The sequence below is a fragment of the Janthinobacterium fluminis genome (genome assembly GCF_028595325.1).
In the GTDB taxonomy this organism is placed as follows: domain Bacteria; phylum Pseudomonadota; class Gammaproteobacteria; order Burkholderiales; family Burkholderiaceae_D; genus Janthinobacterium; species Janthinobacterium fluminis.
Map to the genome: position 1 here is coordinate 1 of NZ_JAQQXR010000006.1, position 15,891 is coordinate 15,891.

General features: G+C 62.8%; 17 protein-coding genes and 1 tRNA gene. 8 read left to right on the forward strand and 10 right to left on the reverse strand.

Features of this window, described 5'->3' with window-relative positions; all coding sequences use genetic code 11:
- Nucleotides 1–247: 247 nt before the first annotated feature.
- Nucleotides 248–463: a DUF2158 domain-containing protein gene (locus OIK44_RS15795; RefSeq protein WP_273672003.1), complete on the reverse strand. Its 216-nt coding sequence runs from the start codon at nucleotides 461–463 to the stop codon at nucleotides 248–250.
- Nucleotides 464–484: 21 nt separating this feature from the next.
- On the opposite strand from OIK44_RS15795, the gene OIK44_RS15800 reads away from it, so the two are divergent.
- Together OIK44_RS15800 and OIK44_RS15805 are read left to right on the forward strand one after the other, a co-directional pair.
- The gene (locus tag OIK44_RS15800; protein WP_273672005.1) at nucleotides 485–718 is read left to right on the forward strand and encodes a hypothetical protein; all 234 of its coding nucleotides are present in this window, start codon (nucleotides 485–487) and stop codon (nucleotides 716–718) included.
- A gap of 87 nt (nucleotides 719–805) precedes the next feature.
- Nucleotides 806–1,129, forward strand: a complete 324-nt coding sequence (locus OIK44_RS15805; protein ID WP_273672007.1) for a hypothetical protein — start codon at nucleotides 806–808, stop codon at nucleotides 1,127–1,129.
- Between the two features lie 213 nt (nucleotides 1,130–1,342).
- Here OIK44_RS15805 and OIK44_RS15810 read toward each other — a convergent pair whose 3' ends face one another.
- A complete protein-coding gene (locus tag OIK44_RS15810) occupies nucleotides 1,343–1,873 on the reverse strand; it encodes a hypothetical protein (RefSeq protein ID WP_273672008.1) in 531 nt (176 codons plus the stop codon).
- A 143-nt stretch (nucleotides 1,874–2,016) separates the two neighbouring features.
- On the opposite strand from OIK44_RS15810, the gene OIK44_RS15815 reads away from it, so the two are divergent.
- The 3 genes from OIK44_RS15815 to OIK44_RS15825 all read left to right on the forward strand — a co-directional run bounded on the left by OIK44_RS15815 (nucleotide 2,017) and on the right by OIK44_RS15825 (nucleotide 4,984).
- Nucleotides 2,017–3,182, forward strand: a protein-coding gene (locus OIK44_RS15815) for an IS3 family transposase (RefSeq protein ID WP_273672009.1) whose coding sequence is annotated in 2 segments (ribosomal slippage) — nucleotides 2,017–2,293 and nucleotides 2,293–3,182 — 1,167 coding nt in all. Because the reading frame shifts where the segments join, the coding sequence is not laid out codon by codon here.
- 696 nt (nucleotides 3,183–3,878) lie between these two features.
- Nucleotides 3,879–4,103 carry a hypothetical protein gene (locus OIK44_RS15820; protein WP_273672011.1) on the forward strand — a complete coding sequence of 75 codons (225 nt, stop codon included), beginning with the start codon at nucleotides 3,879–3,881 and terminating at the stop codon, nucleotides 4,101–4,103.
- Between the two features lie 239 nt (nucleotides 4,104–4,342).
- A complete protein-coding gene (locus OIK44_RS15825; RefSeq protein WP_273672013.1) occupies nucleotides 4,343–4,984 on the forward strand; it encodes a hypothetical protein in 642 nt (213 codons plus the stop codon).
- Nucleotides 4,985–5,029: 45 nt separating this feature from the next.
- Here OIK44_RS15825 and OIK44_RS15830 read toward each other — a convergent pair whose 3' ends face one another.
- Nucleotides 5,030–5,233 carry a hypothetical protein gene (locus tag OIK44_RS15830; RefSeq protein ID WP_273672015.1) on the reverse strand — a complete coding sequence of 68 codons (204 nt, stop codon included), beginning with the start codon at nucleotides 5,231–5,233 and terminating at the stop codon, nucleotides 5,030–5,032.
- On the reverse strand, nucleotides 5,214–5,699 hold the full coding sequence (locus OIK44_RS15835; protein ID WP_273672016.1) for a DnaB-like helicase N-terminal domain-containing protein: 486 nt from the start codon (nucleotides 5,697–5,699) through the stop codon (nucleotides 5,214–5,216). The genes OIK44_RS15830 and OIK44_RS15835 overlap by 20 nt, the downstream gene beginning before the upstream one ends.
- Before the next feature lie 67 nt (nucleotides 5,700–5,766).
- Between OIK44_RS15835 and OIK44_RS15840 the strand changes: the two genes are divergently transcribed.
- Both OIK44_RS15840 and OIK44_RS15845 read left to right on the forward strand, forming a co-directional pair.
- The gene (locus tag OIK44_RS15840; RefSeq protein WP_273672018.1) at nucleotides 5,767–6,348 is read left to right on the forward strand and encodes a hypothetical protein; all 582 of its coding nucleotides are present in this window, start codon (nucleotides 5,767–5,769) and stop codon (nucleotides 6,346–6,348) included.
- Nucleotides 6,345–6,596, forward strand: a complete 252-nt coding sequence (locus tag OIK44_RS15845; RefSeq protein ID WP_273672020.1) for an AlpA family phage regulatory protein — start codon at nucleotides 6,345–6,347, stop codon at nucleotides 6,594–6,596. Before OIK44_RS15840 ends, OIK44_RS15845 begins: the two co-directional genes overlap by 4 nt.
- Before the next feature lie 74 nt (nucleotides 6,597–6,670).
- Here the strand turns inward: OIK44_RS15845 and OIK44_RS15850 are convergent.
- The 6 genes from OIK44_RS15850 to OIK44_RS15875 form a co-directional block, all read right to left on the reverse strand.
- A tRNA-Pro gene (locus tag OIK44_RS15850) sits at nucleotides 6,671–6,747 on the reverse strand.
- A gap of 126 nt (nucleotides 6,748–6,873) precedes the next feature.
- Complete coding sequence (locus tag OIK44_RS15855) at nucleotides 6,874–7,485, reverse strand: TetR/AcrR family transcriptional regulator (protein WP_273672022.1); 612 nt, start codon at nucleotides 7,483–7,485, stop codon at nucleotides 6,874–6,876.
- A 137-nt stretch (nucleotides 7,486–7,622) separates the two neighbouring features.
- The gene (locus OIK44_RS15860; protein WP_273672023.1) at nucleotides 7,623–8,234 is read right to left on the reverse strand and encodes a TetR/AcrR family transcriptional regulator; all 612 of its coding nucleotides are present in this window, start codon (nucleotides 8,232–8,234) and stop codon (nucleotides 7,623–7,625) included.
- A 61-nt stretch (nucleotides 8,235–8,295) separates the two neighbouring features.
- Nucleotides 8,296–9,756 (reverse strand): AdeC/AdeK/OprM family multidrug efflux complex outer membrane factor, encoded by a 1,461-nt coding sequence (gene adeC / locus OIK44_RS15865; protein ID WP_273672025.1) that lies wholly within the window; start codon nucleotides 9,754–9,756, stop codon nucleotides 8,296–8,298.
- Nucleotide 9,757: 1 nt separating this feature from the next.
- The gene (locus OIK44_RS15870; RefSeq protein WP_273672027.1) at nucleotides 9,758–12,904 is read right to left on the reverse strand and encodes an efflux RND transporter permease subunit; all 3,147 of its coding nucleotides are present in this window, start codon (nucleotides 12,902–12,904) and stop codon (nucleotides 9,758–9,760) included.
- Nucleotides 12,905–12,919: 15 nt separating this feature from the next.
- Nucleotides 12,920–14,131 (reverse strand): efflux RND transporter periplasmic adaptor subunit, encoded by a 1,212-nt coding sequence (locus OIK44_RS15875; protein WP_420213859.1) that lies wholly within the window; start codon nucleotides 14,129–14,131, stop codon nucleotides 12,920–12,922.
- Nucleotides 14,132–14,397: 266 nt separating this feature from the next.
- Here OIK44_RS15875 and OIK44_RS15880 point away from each other — a divergent pair, with 266 nt between their 5' ends.
- Entirely contained in the window at nucleotides 14,398–15,888 is a 1,491-nt protein-coding gene (locus OIK44_RS15880; RefSeq protein ID WP_273672029.1) for an ATPase domain-containing protein, read from the forward strand.
- Nucleotides 15,889–15,891: the final 3 nt, after the last annotated feature.

Below are 15,891 nucleotides of genomic sequence, written 5' to 3' on the forward strand. Positions count from 1 at the left end.
GTGCTCATGCGCTCAAACGTTTCGGTGACGTACTGCGATGGGTAAGGGATCGCGGCGGCAAGCCGGCGACCAGCTTGTCAAGCACGGCCTTGGCGCGAAACAGGGCCATGCTGCGACGGGGGACATGATCGCACGAAACTAAATACGTAGCAAATCACGAGTTGGCTAGCGTCGAAGGTTTCGGAATGCATTTGCGCGCGCCTAAATGAAAAGCCGCCCGAAGGCGGCTTTGACGGGGTGAATATATTTAGCCTCGGGTGACGCGCATGCCGATCGATGGCGCCACAAATTCTTTCAGTATCGCAGCGTCAAAGATCTCTTCGCACTTGATATTTTTGGCATCAAACCAGACGCACTTCACGCCGTCCGATGAAGCAGGGCTGTAATCTCCGACATCCGCTACCGACATTTTTTGCCCGCCGCTGACCAACTGAACAACCATACCCTTGGTGAAACTGGACATTTCGCACTCCCATGTTTATTAATGGAAATGCATTATATACCTAACAACTACTCAACCTCGGCCGTCGCGCTTCCGGCCGGTTCAGTTTCGTTCGTCGCACTCGGCGCGCGTCTGGCGCTCGGCGTTGATCAGGGTCAGGCCGAGCTGGCGCCGAATCTCGTCGTTCGACGGCTGCTCGACTACCTCGGGCGTGCCGCGCACCAGGTGGGCGCGGGGCTGATGGTGCGGCGGGCTAATCTTTTATTGCGCTTTTAATAGAAAGCAAAATGCCGACAAAAAAAAGATCTGACAATCGTTCATTGCGTTATTATTAAATTTCCTACAATTAACAAAGGAATAGCTATGGCAAACCTTAAATTAAAGCTTGGCCAAGAAGTGGAAATAGGAAAGATTGACAGTGCTATAACTATCACGAACACGAACAATAAGAAAATCGGCGAACTGCATTTCAGCAAAGGCTCGGTTGAGTGGTGGCCAAAAGGCAATAGTGTCAATTGCCGCACATACAATTGGACTAAGCTTGCAGAATTATTAAGCGCTAATGGGCAGTTGAAAAAAGTGCCAAAAATAAAGGAGGTCAAAACCACGGCAAAAAAAATGCCCGTCGAGGTAGTTAAGCCGGTCGTTAAACGGATCCCGAGAACCCCGCTGAAAGAGGTAGGTTAAAAACTGGGGGAGCAATGCAAAAAGCCACCGCATGGGTGGCTTCTATCTGCTCCCGCACTATCTGCGTGGTGAGCGTTTCATTCGGGCGCGGCGAAGCATCAAACTTCTCGGCTTCAGGTGCACCGCTGCCCTGCTCCGCGCTTTGCGCTCGGCTTGAATTATGCGCGCTGGATGGATCGTAAGGCGAGCAGTGAGGCAATTATATACCTGTGTTTACAAACAGTGAATCGTTTTTCGCACAGGTGTCACAAATCCATTTCCGACGCCAGGCGCTTCATCGTTTTTCCGGCCGCGTGCGCCACAATGGCGTCCAACGCCTCGACCATATCCTCGACCAGGTGCACCAGGTTGTGCTTCGCCAGCACCGCGCGCTTGCCGCCGCCGGCGCACGCACGGTACGTCCGACATGGTGCTTGCCTTGCCGCGCACCGGCTCGTAGCCGCGCCCCGTGCACGCCAGGCAGACGTCGTTGAGCCAGTGGTCGAGCGACAGGCGCGCCACCTTCGCGGGGCTGACGTCGGCCGGCCAGGTGCGATGCGCCGCCTTGGTAATGACCACTTCGCGCCACGCTTCCAGCAGCGCCGGGTAGCTCGTCGCGTCGCCGGCGTACTTCACGCGGAACAGCTTGGTGCCCAGGTCGTGGCACAGCGCCGCGGCGGCCAGCACCTCGGTGCTGTGGTGGTGCGCGTCGTCGCGCAGGTTGGAGGAGCCAAGCGCCCGGGTATATTTTTGGATTACGTTCATTTCAGTCCTTGTTCAATTTTCGTTGTCGATCTGCTGGTGCGCGCGGGTCAACTGCTGGCCGCGTTGCGCAGTCGGATCGTCCGCTCGTAGCCTGACATTTTCGGACACTTCCATTTGATAAACTTGTCAAAGGGAGTGAAAACATGAAATCAACTACATACACGCCGGAGTTCCGGGCCGAGGCGGTCAAACTGGTACTGGCGCAGGGATTGACGCTAGAGGAAGCCGCGCAGCGGATCTTGGTGCCCAAAGGGACGTTGGCTAATTGGGTGAGCGCTGCCAAGCGCGGCACGGACCCCAAGGCGCCACCCGGCAGCCGCAGCGTCGCCGAGCTGGAAGCCGAAGTAACCAAGCTTCGCAAGGAGCGGGCAGTCGAACGGATGGAAAAGGAAGTGCTAAAAAAGGCCACCGCGTACTTTGCGAGGGAGTCGCTGCCCGGTACGCGTTCATGAAGTTGGTGCGACTCGAATACCCGCTGGGCTTGTTGTGCCGCGTCTTCGGTGTGTCGCGCAGCGGCTTCTATGCGGCGCTCGAGCGCCCGCCATCGCAACGCGCGCAGGACGACGAACGGTTGAAGGTCGCCATCAAGGCGGCCCACGTCCAGACCCGTGAAACCTACGGGCCGTTGCGCCTGCAGCCGGAACTTGTCGCCCAGGGATTCGACACCGGCCGTGATCGTATCGTTCGACTGCGGCGAGAACTTGGCCTGCGCTGCAAGCAAAAGCGCAAGTTCAAGGCCACGACGAATTCGAGCCATAGCTTCCCGGTGGCACCGAACCTGTTGGAGCAGACCTTCGCACCGACGCGCCCAAACGAAGCCTGGGTCAGCGACATCACTTACGTCGCCACCGACGAAGGATGGCTCTACCTGGCAGGCATCAAGGACGTCTTCACGTGCGAGATGGTGGGCTACGCTCTCGGCGCAAGGATGACGCAGGAGTTGACGGCGCAAGCGCTGTGGCGAGCCGTTCGAGAAAAGCGGCCTGCGCCAGGGCTGATTCTCCACTCGGATCGCGGCAGCCAATACTGCGCCGACGACTATCGAAAATTGGTGGCGCAGTTCGGCATGCAGGCATCCATGTCGCGCAAAGGGAACTGTTACGACAATGCCCCGATGGAGAGCTTCTGGGGCAGTCTGAAGAACGAAATGATTCATCATCAGAGGTATGCGACGAGGGCCAACGCGGAAGCAGCCATCAAGGAGTACATTGAAATCTTCTACAACCGCCAGCGGCGTCATTCGCGCCTTGGCTATGTGTCGCCGGCTTCGTTCGCTGAAAATTATAGAAAACAGGTGCTGGCTGCTTGAAACGGACGTGTCCACTATTAACAGTGCACCTCAATCAGCATGATCGCGAAGGGCGACATGGCTTAGGCTGCAGGCCGGTTGAATTCGGTATATACCTTACCGAATGGCGAATTTTGCAATGCAAACTTGCTATCATCTGCTTGCTGCTTGTATTCGACAGGCAACAGTTCCCCGGAACCATTCGTATCGAAGACACGCACGACCTTACCTTTTTCCAGTATTCGAGCGTGTCGGGACTCATGGATGTGGCTGGGGTGATGATGTTCATGATTTACCTTCAGGAGTGATTAATGTCAAAAACTTGTTACGACACCGCGCACGAGGCAATCAACGCACTTGAGCTATTCGAGACCGCCTATGCATCAAGCACTGAGTTTCAAAACCGTAAGACCGAGATAATCGCGATCCTTAAAAATCGGGGAGAGCAACAACAGAGCCCTGGCACATGGCTCGTTCGCGCATTAGCTTCCGGCCTGGAAGGCACGAACTAAGCCGCGCTGAAGAAGAAAAGCCGCTGACGCATGGATGCGGTCAGCGGCGAAGGGCCAGTGGACGCCGAGCGAGGAGACTCAGGAGCGGATATCTCGACAACGTGATGGCCTAGCGCCATACGAGTTCCAGCTCTGGTTGCAGATGTGACACTATCGATAAGCAGCCAAATCTGGGGCTGTAACCCACATCAATGAGAAATAGCGAATGAATACTGAAAAATTGAACGAATATGTGTTTTCCCAAATGGTTTTAAAAAGAGCCAAAGAGATAGCAAGGGATGCAAATGGAAACTCTGTTCTGCCGACAGAGCAACATATACAGAATGCGTATGAAGAACTTGCGTCCGAAAAAGCGCAAGTTTTGAAGGTAATTCAATCTCGGCCAGGGCGGGTATCCGCGCTCACCGCAGATTTCTCCGACGAAAACTAAGCCTCGGCGCAATAAAAAAGCCCGCGACCATAAGGTGGCAGGCTTTTTTGTTCAGACGTAGCAGAGCATCAAACTTCTCGGCTTCAGGTTGGCCGCTGCCCTGCTCCGCGCTTTCGCGCTCGGCTTAAGTTATGCGCGCTGGGTGGATCGCAAGGCGCGCAGTGAGGCAATTATATACCTGTGTTTACGAACAGTGGAAAATTTCGTCTTGCAATCACAATAAATTTTGAAGAGGGATCATGGACTTAGAACAATGGTTAAAATTGGCCACCTGGCTGGCCCCTGCTGCACTCGGCTGCGCAAGCCTATGGTTATCCACTCGCCAATTTCCATGGGGCGCGCGCACCGCATACCGAGAGGAATACAAATTCGCCAAGAGTTTCTTTGAAGATCTGGAACAGCATCCAAAAATGCATGCGTTCGCTCAACAAAAGGGCTACCAAGCCATCGTAGGAAGTCAGGATTTATCCGCCAGCCTGATCAAACATTTGATGTCGCTATTGGATCCCGGTCTGGCACTGCAAGATTATGTCCTTTCCAAAAGCTATTTAAAGCATACGCCTGGCCGGTCCAATCGCCAACTGAGTTTTGCAAGCGCTGCCTTCTCCACACGTAAGCGGTGTCAGGCCATTGGCGTTGCGTACTTTGTTGGTTTTCTGGTCTTCTATACTAGTGCATTTTTGCCACTTTTTCTTTGGACTTGGGCAAAAATTTCCTCCCCGCTCGCGATCAGCCTGACGGTATTCACGCTTCCAGTTGGCCTATTCTGCGCCTTTTTCTTTGCCCGAGAATTTAGGCGGCTACGAGGAGCAATGGGCTTAATTAAACGACAAAATGATGAGGCTGACAGTAATGAGCTCGCTGACGATGAAAGAGATTAAATCTCAACCGCCAGCCCTTCTGACGGGAAAGTAACAGAAATCCGCCTACAGCTTCATGTCCAATGCCAGGCACTTCGTCGTCTGGCCGGCCGCGTGCGCCGAAATCGCATCCAGCGCCTCGACCATATCCTCGACCAGATGCACCAGGTTGTGCTTCGCCAGGACGGCTAGCTTGCCGCTTCCGGCGCACGTGCGACACGCCACATCCGACATCCGCGCCTGCAGCACGTCAGCGTAGTCGGACATCATGTCCTCGATGCGTTCGGGCTCGTGCGCGGTCTTCCTCTGCGCCATCGCCTCCAGCTTGGGTGCCACCAGATCGATGCAGGCGGCGACCTGCTGCTGCGACGTCAAGCTCCTGCATTTCGATGCCGAGCGCCACCAGCGCCCGCTTGCCGGCCTTGTCCGCAATAATTTCGGCGTGGTGCCGGATATTGACGGCGCTGACGGCGGAGTGGCGCAGCGCGGCCAGGTACTTCAGGCAATCCTCGACCTTGTCGCCGACCTTGGCGAACACCGTCATCGCATCGGCGCGCTGGCCGGCCACCACCTGGCGCCGGATCTCGTCGAAGACGACGCGGTGGTCGTGACGGTAAAAATGCGCGGCCTCCAGGTCGTCTACGCGGTCGAGGGCATCGTAGTCCAGCAACAGGGCGCCAATCACCGCCTGCTCGGCGCGGATCGAAACAGCGTGGTCTTCGTGGTGCTCGGTCATGCGATTTCCTTGTGGGCGTTTTCGGTTTGAATGCCGGTGGTGGTCAGCGCATAGCTGCCGTCGTTCGATGCGTACCCTCTTCCAGACCGATATGGATGCCGCGCGCCGGGCCGCCAAGAAGCTCGAACTGGCGTCGCCATTCAACGCCAACCGCGTGGCACTGCTGCGCGCCGAAGCCGACGAGATTAAGCCGAGGTTCCGCAGGGCCATGGAGATGCAGCGCAAGATAGGTGCCGTCCTGCTCAACAACGCCGCCAATCTCGACGCCGCGACGACGCTGGAGCAGCACTTCGAGCTGCTCAACACGAACGTCGCCGACCGTGCCGACGTACCCGCCGGCACCGGCCTAACCCACCTGGTGCTGGTTTATTGCGTAGAGGACTCGGCGGCGCACCGCGGCGAGGACTGGCACGACGCCCCCATGGGCAATGCCGCGCGCTGGGCCGTGTTCCATAAGATGGCCACCACGCCCGAGGGCAAAGTGGCCATGGATGAGATGTGGGAAAAGGAGGCCGCCCCGGGCGGCCTGTTCGAAGGCATGTTCGCCACCTACCACAGGCAGCCGGATGGCAACATGCGCCGTGCGCCACCGCGCCTGACGGTGGTCGGCGCCACCCCATCAACAACAGAGCAAAGATCCGAACAATGAGCACAACGAAAAAATTCCTGCGGCTGCCGGCCGTGATCGACGCCACCGGCCAATCGCGCAGCACCATCTTGCGGGCGGTGAAGGCCGGGAAGTTCCCGTCGCCGGTCCACATCGACCCGCACGCCATCGCCTCGGATTCCACCAATGTATCGAAATGGCAAAAACGATTGCATCGCAGCCAGAAAGCCCCCCGCCTATTGATTTCAGGTGGTGCCAAAGCGTCTTTTATGAGGCAAAAAAAACTGTAGGGGTAAATATAGGGGTAATTTTCACGAATAAGAAAAAGGCCAACCCGAAGGTTGGCCTAAGTCTTTGATTCTATTGGTCGGGGCGAGAAGATTCGAACTTCCGACCCCTTGCACCCCATGCAAGTACGCTACCAGGCTGCGCTACGCCCCGACGAGCTGCGAATTATAACAGAGCCTTTTACGTTTTTGCCATCCTTGCCACGGACAAAGTGCAAATACCCGCAAAATTGTTGCACCCCGCCCCGGGGCGCAGCGCCGCGGCCGCATATTTCTATGCTTAACTGAACAGCAACGGCGTCAGCGCCAGCCGGAACGAGGCGACCAGGCTGGCCACGTCCAGGCCGGGGTGGTGCAGCGCGCGCAGCGACAGGCCCTGGTACATGGCGATCATCATTTCGACGCGGCCGTCCAGCGTGGCGTCGTCGACCGCCAGTTGACGCCGCTGCCGCGCCCGTTTGATGATGCTGCGCAGCTCGCCGCGCGGACGCGCGTCCGCGTCGTGCAGCACGGCGGCAATGGTCGGGTTGCGCGCCGCCTCGGAGAAAATTTCCAGTTGCAGCCCCCACAACACCGGGTCGAGGTTTTCCTTGACGTGCTGTTCGGCGTTGTCGAACATCGCTTGCAGCGGCTCGTCGTGCTGCTCCAGGTCGCGCAGGATGGCGGCGACCCGTTCCAGGTTTTGTTCGACGAAGGCTGCGATGATGGCGTCCTTGCTGTCGAAGTAGTTGTAGATGTGGCCCGCGCTCATGCCGGCCGCCTTCGATATCTGCGCCATGCTGGCGCCGTGGAAGCCGCTGCGCCGGAAGCAACTGGCTGCCGCGTCCAGCACCTGCTTGCGCCGGCTGAGCGTGCGTTGCTGGTCGCTGCGCTGTTTTTCTGTGATGATCATGTACTTTTCCGTTGTCACGCTGGCGCGGGGGACTGCCCGGCCACCACCGGCCACTTTACCCGATGCGGGCCGCCGTTACCACCGTCGGCGCGCAAAATGCTGTTTTTTTGCCATCACGTGTTGAATGGGCGGCCGGCCTAGTGCAGCAGCAGCGCCGTGAGGGCCAGGCGATAGCCGTCGATCACGGCCGTCTGATCCATGCCGGGGTGGTGCAGCGCGCGCACGTGCAAGCCCTGGTACATGGCGATGATGGTGTCGACGCGGCCGTCGAGCAGGCCGTCGTCCGTCGCCAGCCCGCGGTGTTGCCGCGCCGTCTTGAGGATGGTGCGGAACTGGGCGCGCATGCGCCGGTCGGCGCCGTGCAGCAGCGCGGCGATTTTCGGGTTGCGCGCCGATTCGGAAAAGATTTCCAGCGGCAGCGCCCAGATCTCCGGGTCCAGGCTTTCGCTGACGTTCTGGGCGACGTTGTCGATCATCTTTTGCAGCGGGTCCTCGTCCTGCTCCAGGTCGCGCATGTGGGCCGACACGCGCTCCATGTTTTGCTGGACGAAGGCGGCGATGATGGCGTCCTTGTTGTCGAAGTAGTTGTAGATGTGGCCGGCGCTCATGCCGGCCGCCTTCGATATCTCGGCCATGCTGGCGCCGTGGAAGCCGCTGCGCCCGAAGCAGCTGGCGGCCGCGTCCAGCACTTGCTTGCGCCGGCTGTGCGCGCGCTCCTGGTCCGGGTGTCTCTTCTCTGTCGAGTTCACGGTGCTGTCCTGTGCTGCGGCGGCCGGAACGCGCGCCCGGCCGCCTGCTTCGCTGTCGCGGTTATCGGGCGCCGGCGGCGCCCTGCACGGCCGCCGTCGCCGGCGCCCCCTCTGGCTGCCAGCCGCCGCCCAGCACCTTGTACAGGGTCACCAGGTTGGCCTGCTTTTGCAGGCGCGCGCCGATCAGGCTTTGCTGGGCCGCGTACTGGGCGCGCTGCGACACCAGCGCGTTCAGGTAGGACTCGGCGCCCTGGCGGTAGCGCGCCTCGTGGATGCGGTAGCTTTTCGACGCCGCCTCGACCAGCGCTTCCTGCGAGGCCAGGCGCTCGCCCAGCGTGCCGCGCTGCGCCAGCGCGTCCGACACTTCGCGGAAGGCGCTCTGGATGGACTTCTCGTAGCGGGCCACGGCGATGTCGCGCTCGACCTTGGCGATGCCCAGGTTGGCGCGGTTGACGCCGCCGTCGAAGATCGGCAGGCTCACTTGCGGCATGAAGCTCCACGTCGAGCTGCCGCCCTTGAACAGGCCAGACAGATTGTCGCTGACCGTGCCGGCCGAGGCCGTCAGCGAGATGCGCGGGAAGAAGGCGGCGCGGGCCGCGCCGATGTTGGCGTTGGCGGCGCGCAGCGTGCGCTCGGCCTCCAGCACGTCGGGACGGCGCTGCAGCACCTCCGACGGCAGCCCGGACGGGATGTCGGTCAGCGCCGTGACGCTTGCCTGCGGCCCCTGCGGCAGCAGGCCGGCCGGCAGCGGCGCGCCCACCACCAGGGCCAGCAGGTTCTGGTCCAGCGCCACCTGGCCCGTGTACAGGGCCACGTCGGAACGGGCCGCCTCGACGCTGGTCTGCGCCTCGTACATGTCCAGCCCAGAGGTGGCGCCGGCCTGGAAGCGGCTCTGGCTCAGCGCATACGACACTTGCTGGCTTTTCAGGGTTTCCTGCGCCAGGCGCAGGCGCTCCTGGTCGGCCAGCAGCGTCAGGTAGTGGCCCGCCACTTCCGCCACCAGGCTGATCTGCGCGGCGCGGCGCGCCTCCTCGGTGCCCAGGTATTGCTGCAGGGCCGATTCGGACAGGTCGCGCACGCGGCCGAAGAAGTCCAGCTCGTAGGCGGCCGCGCCCAGGTTGGCGCTGTACTGGTGCGTCACTTGCGCCTGCCCGTTCGGGCTGGCATTGGCCGCCGAGCGCTGCGCGCTGCCGCTGCCGTTCGCCGCGATCTTCGGCAGCAGCGCGGCGCTTTCGATGCCGTAGCGGGCGCGCGCCTTTTCGATGTTCAGCGTGCTCACGCGCAGGTCGCGGTTGTTCGCCAGCGCCAGCTCGATCACCTGGCGCAGGCGGGCGTCGGCGAAGAAGTCGCGCCACTGGATGTCGGCCGCCGGGCGGGCGTTCGCCGCCGCCGCGTCCGCCTGGTAGGCCGGACCGGCCGGCCAGCCGCCCGCCACCGGGCTGTCGGGGCGCTGGTAGGTGGGCGCCAGGCTGCAACCGCCCAGCAGGGCCAGCGCGGCGAGGGAGAGTAGGGTTTTTTTCATGTTAATGCGCTTCCGTTATGACTGTGGCGGCTGGCTGCGGCGCGGCTGGCTTGGGTTTGAAAAAGCCGCGCACCAGCACGAAGAACACCGGGACGAAGAAGATGCCGAGGAAGGTCGCCGACAGCATGCCGCCCAGCACGCCGATGCCGATGGCGTTCTGGCTGCCGGAGCCGGCGCCGCTGCTGGTGGCCAGCGGCAGCACGCCCAGGCCGAAGGCGATCGAGGTCATCAGGATCGGCCGCAGGCGCAGGCGCACCGCCTGCAGGGTGGCCTCCTTCAGTTCCACGCCCTTGTCCTGCAATTCCTTGGCGAATTCGACGATCAGGATCGCGTTCTTCGCCGACAGGCCGACCACGGTCAGCAACGCCACCTGGAAGTAGACGTCGTTCGACAGGCCGAAGAAGGTGCTGCCCAGCACCGTGCCGATGACGCCCAGCGGCACGACCAGCAGCACCGAGAACGGGATCGACCAGCTTTCATACAGGGCGGCCAGGCACAGGAAGACGATCAGCAGGGAAATGGCGTACAGCTGCGGCGTCTGCGAGCCGGAATCGCGCTCCTCGGCCGACACGCCGGTCCACTCGAAGCCGATGCCCGGCGGCAGTTGCGCCACCAGTTTTTCCACTTCGGCCATGGCCGCGCCCGAGCTCTTGCCCGGCGCCGGCATGCCCAGCACCTCGACCGACGACAGGCCGTTGTAGCGCTCCAGACGCGGCGAGGCATACACCCACTCGCCCGAGGCGAAGGCCGAAAACGGCACCATGTCGCCGGCGTTGTTGCGCACGAACCATTTGGCCAGGTCTTCCGGCACCATGCGCGAGTCGGGCTGGCCCTGCATGAACACCTTCTTGACGCGGCCGCGGTCGATGAAGTCGTTCACATAACTACTGCCCCAGCCGACGCTGAGCACCTTGTTCACTTCGGCCAGCGACAGGCCAAGCGCGGTGGCTTTCTGCTGGTCGATGGTGATCTTGTATTCCGGCGTGTCTTCCTGGCCGTTCGGGCGCACGCCCATCAGCAGCGGATTCTTCGACGCCATGCCCAGCAACTGGTTGCGGGCGCCCATCAGGGCATCATGTCCGAGGCCGGCCTGGTCCTGCAGCTGCAAGTCGAAGCCGCTGGCATTGCCCAGCTCCAGCACGGCCGGCGGGGCGAAGGCGAACACCATCGCGTCCTTGATTTTCGAGAACGAGGCCATCGCCTTGCCGACCACGCCGGGGGCGCGCAGATCGGGGCGCTTGCGCACGTCCCAGTCCTTCAGGCGCACGAAGGCGATGCCGGTGTTCTGGCCATTGCCGCCAAAGCTGAAGCCGGCCACGGTGAAGATGGACGCGACCGCCTCCTGCTGCTCGACCATGAAGTGCTCCTCGACCTTTTCGATCACCTTCAGCGTGCGCTCCTGCGTGGCGCCCGTCGGCAACTGGATCTGCGAGAACAGCACGCCCTGGTCTTCGGCCGGTAGGAAGGACGTCGGCAGACGCATGAAGACGAAGGCCAGCGCGCCCAGCAGCAGCGCGTACATCAGCATCGAGCGGCCGCTGCGGCGTATCATGTTGCCGACCCAGCCCTGGTACTTCGCGCTGCTGCTGTCGAAGCTGCGGTTGAACCAGCCGAAGAAGCCGCTGTTGCTGGCGTGGTGGCCTTTTTCGACGGGCTTCAGGAAGGTGGCGCACAGCGCCGGCGTAAACACCATCGCGACGATCACCGACAGCACCATCGCCGAGACGATGGTGATCGAGAACTGGCGGTAGATCACCCCGGTCGAGCCGCTGAAGAAGGCCATCGGCACGAACACGGCCGACAGCACCATGGCGATGCCGACCAGGGCGCCGGTGATCTGGCCCATCGACTTGCGCGTCGCCTCGACGGGCGAGAGGCCCTCCTCGCTCATCACGCGCTCGACGTTCTCGACGACGACGATGGCGTCGTCGACCAGCAGGCCGATCGCCAGCACCATCGCGAACATGGTCAGGGTGTTGATCGAATAGCCGAACGCCGACAGGATGGCGAAGGTGCCCAGCAGCACCACCGGCACGGCCAGCGTGGGGATCAGGGTGGCGCGGAAGTTTTGCAGGAACAGGTACATGACCAGGAACACCAGCACGATCGCCTCGGCCAGGGTCTTGACCACTTCCTCGATCGACAGCTTGACGAAAGGCGTGGTGTCGAAGGCCACCTGGGCCTTCATGCCGGCCGGGAACTGCTTGCCCAGCTGCTCGACCTTCTTCTTGACCAGCTCGGCCGTTTCCAGCGCGTTCGCGCCCGAGGCCAGCTTGATGGCGATGCCGGTGGCCGGCTTGCCGTTGAAGCGCGCCACGGTCTTGTAGTTCTCGCTGCCCAGCTCCATGCGGGCGACGTCGCGCAGCATCACGCTGGCGCCGTTGGGCGTGGTCTTCAGCAGGATGGCGCCGAACTGCTCGGCCGTCTGCAGGCGGCTCTGGGCCGACACGGTGGCGTTCAACTGCTGCCCCGGCGCGGCCGGCGTGCCGCCCAGCTCGCCGGCGGACACCTCGGTGTTTTGCGCGCTGATGGCGGCGCTGACGTCGGCCGGCGTCAACTGGTAGCTTTGCAGCTTGGACGGGTCCAGCCAGATGCGCATCGCGTACTGCGAGCCGAACAGCGTGACCTCGCCCACGCCCTGCACGCGGCTGAGCGGATCGACGACGTTGGCGGCCACATAGTCGCCCAGGTCGACCTGGCGCATGCTGCCGTTCTCGGACGTGAAGCCGAGCACCATCAGGAAGTTTTTCGTCGCCTTCGACACCACCAGGCCCTGCTGCGTCACCGCGGCCGGCAGCAGCGGCGTCGCCAGTTGCAGCTTGTTCTGCACCTGCACCTGGGCGATGTCGGGGTTGGTGCCGCTCTTGAAGGTCAGCGTCAGGCTGATGCCGCCGGTCGAATCGCTGCTCGACGACATGTAGTTCAAGCCGTCGATGCCCTTCATCTTCTGTTCGATGACCTGGGTCACCGCGTCCTCGACGGTCTTGGCCGACGCGCCCGGATAGGTGCCGCTGATCGAAATCGACGGCGGCGCAATGCTCGGGTACTGCGACACCGGCAAGCCGAGGATGGCAATCACGCCGGCCAGCATGATCACAATCGCGACCACCCAGGCGAAAATCGGGCGGTCAATAAAGAAACGTGCCATTCTTAATCTCCTGAATTAGTGGGCGCTTTTGGCGTTCGCGGCGGGCGCGGCGCCGGCCGGCGCGCCGGCGACGGCCGGGGCGGCCGCGGCGACATTGGCCTGGGCGCCCGGCTTGACCTTTTGCACGCCCTCGACGATGACGCGGTCGCCGGCGGCCAGGCCGGACGTGACCAGCCACTTGTCGCCCAGCGTGCGCGCGGTCGTCAGGATGCGCTGCTCGACCTTGCCCTCGGGGTTCAGCACCAGCGCCGTCGCCTGGCCTTTCGGATTGCGCGTCACGCCCTGCTGCGGCACGACGATGGCGCTGTCGTTCAAGCCGTTTTCCAGCACGGCGCGCACATACATGCCCGGCAGCAGGTCGCCCTTCGGGTTCGGGAACAGCGCGCGCAAGGTCACGTTGCCCGTGCCGGGGTCGACGCTGACGTCGGAGAATTGCAGCTTGCCCGCCTCGGCATACTTGCTGCCGTCGGCCAGCAGCAGCGTCACCCTGGCCTGGCCTGAGCCGGCCTTCTTCAGGCTGCCGCTATCCATTTCGCGCTTCAGGCGCAGCAAGTCGTTGCTGGACTGGGTCACGTCGACGTAGATCGGGTCGAGCTGCTGCACGGTGGTCAGCGCCGTGGCCTGGTTGGCCGTCACCAGCGCGCCCGGCGTCACGTTCGAGCGGCCGATGCGCCCGCCGATAGGCGCGAACACATTGGTGTAGCGCAAATTGATGCTGGCCGCTTCCAGCGCCGCCGTGGCCGACTCGACGTCGGCCTTGGCCTGCTCGCTGGCGGCGACGGCGTCGTCGTAGTCCTGGCGGCTGACGCCCTCGATGGCGACCAGCTCCTTGTAGCGCGCCACTTTCGGGCCGCTCGTCAGCAGGTTCGCCTTGGCCTTGTTCAAGGCCGCCTTGGCGGCGTTGTAGGCCGCCTGGTAGCTGGCCGGGTCGATCTGGTACAGCGCGGTGCCGGCCTTGACGTCGGCGCCCTCGACGAACAGGCGTTTCTGGATCAGGCCGCCCACTTGCGGACGCACCTCGGCCACCTGGTAGGCGGCTGTGCGGCCGGGCAATTCCGTCGTCATCGACAGGGCTTGCGTGGTGACCGTGAAGACGCCCACCTCCGGCACCTTGGCCGGCGGCGCGCCGGCCGGGGCTTTGTTGCAACCGGCAACGATCAGGGTGGCGCAAACGGCGGCGAGGGTGCCGGCGACGCGGCGCGACGGCAGGGAGAAGCTGGATTCCATCATGGATTTTCCTGTATGAACACTACGCAAAACGATGTATAGAAAGCGGAATTCGATTGTCACAGGTCAAAGAATGAACGATCATTCTATTTCCGTCAAGCGTAGTTACAATTGTCACAGGCGCGCCGGCAAAGCGGGCGCGGGCCCGCCGCAAGCCGCCCCATGCACCTGCTTTTCAGGCAATTCTATTGAAATGTCACGTTTTTCCCCATTTGCGCTAATATTAATGATGTACGCGCCGCCGCGCGACGTTTGGGAGTGCGCTCATGGGCCAACAGGACGACAACTACCCCCACCTCGCCTCCACCGGCGTGCCGGGCCTGGACAAGGTGCTGGCCGGCGGCCTGACGCCGGAGCGCCTGTATCTGGTCGAGGGCGAGCCCGGCACCGGCAAGACCACGCTGGCGCTGCAATTTATCGGCGAGGGCGTGCGCGCGGGCGAGGCGGCGCTCTACGTCACGCTGGGCGAGAGCGCCGCCGAGCTGCGCGCCAGCGCCCGGTCGCACGGCTGGGACATGGCCGGCGTGTCCATCGAGGAAATCATCCCCGGCGAGGACATCCTCGACCCGGAGCAGCAGTACTCGATCTTCCACCCGTCCGAAATCGAACTGGGCATGACGACCCAGCGCATCCTCGCGGCCGTCGAACAGCACAAGCCGCGCCGCATGGTGCTCGACTCGCTGTCGGAACTGCAGTTGCTGGCCGAGAGTCCGCTGCGCTACCGGCGCCAGATGCAGGCGCTCAAGCAATACCTGTCCAGCCGCGCCTGCACCGCCCTGTTCGTCGACGACCGCGCCGCCTTCAGCGGCGAACTGCAGGTGCGCAGCGTGGCGCACGCCGTCATCGCCCTGGAACTGCTGCCCCAGGCCTACGGCGCTGACCGGCGCCGCCTGCACATCACCAAGTACCGCGGCGTGGCCTTCCGCAGCGGCGCCCACGACTACAAAATCGTCACCGGCGGCCTGCGCGTGTTCCCGCGCCTGGTGGCGGCCGACACGCGCCAGGAGGGGCCGCGCGCGCGCCTGTCGAGCAACCTGGCGGCGCTCGACGCGCTGATGGGCGGCGGCCTGGAAGAAGGCATGAGCACGCTCATTTCCGGCCCGCCCGGCACCGGCAAGTCGACGCTGGCGACGCAATTCGTGCACGCCGCCACGCAGCGCGGCGAGGCGTGCGCGATGTTCCTGTTCGAGGAATCGCGCAACAATCTGCTGAACCGCGCCAGCGAGGTCGGCCTGGGGCTGCAGGCGGCGCTGCAAACGGGCCTGCTGAGCATCCAGCAAGTCGATCCGGCCGAGCTGTCGCCGGGCGAGTTTTCCCAGTCCGTCGTCGACGCCGCCGAACGGGGCGCGCGCCTGGTCGTCATCGACAGCCTGAACGGCTACCTGAACGCGGTGCCGGACGAGCGCTTCCTGCCGACCTATCTGCACGAGGTCCTCAGCTACCTGGGCCAGCACGGCGTCGCCAGCGTGCTCGTCGGCGTGCAGCAAAGCATGCTGGGCACGACCATGACGACCTCGGCCGACGCCAGTTATGTGGCCGACAACGTCATCATGCTGCGCTACTTCGAGTCCGGCGGCGAGGTCATGCAGGCCATCTCCGTGTTCAAGAAACGCGGCGGCGCGCACGCGCGCACCATACACCGCTTTGAAATTGGCCCCCGCGGCATCGAAATCGGCCCGGCGCTGCGCGGCTTCCACGGCATCCTGACGGGCGTGCCGACGAGCGACAGGCACGCCGCCGCGGCCGCCGGCGGCTAGGCG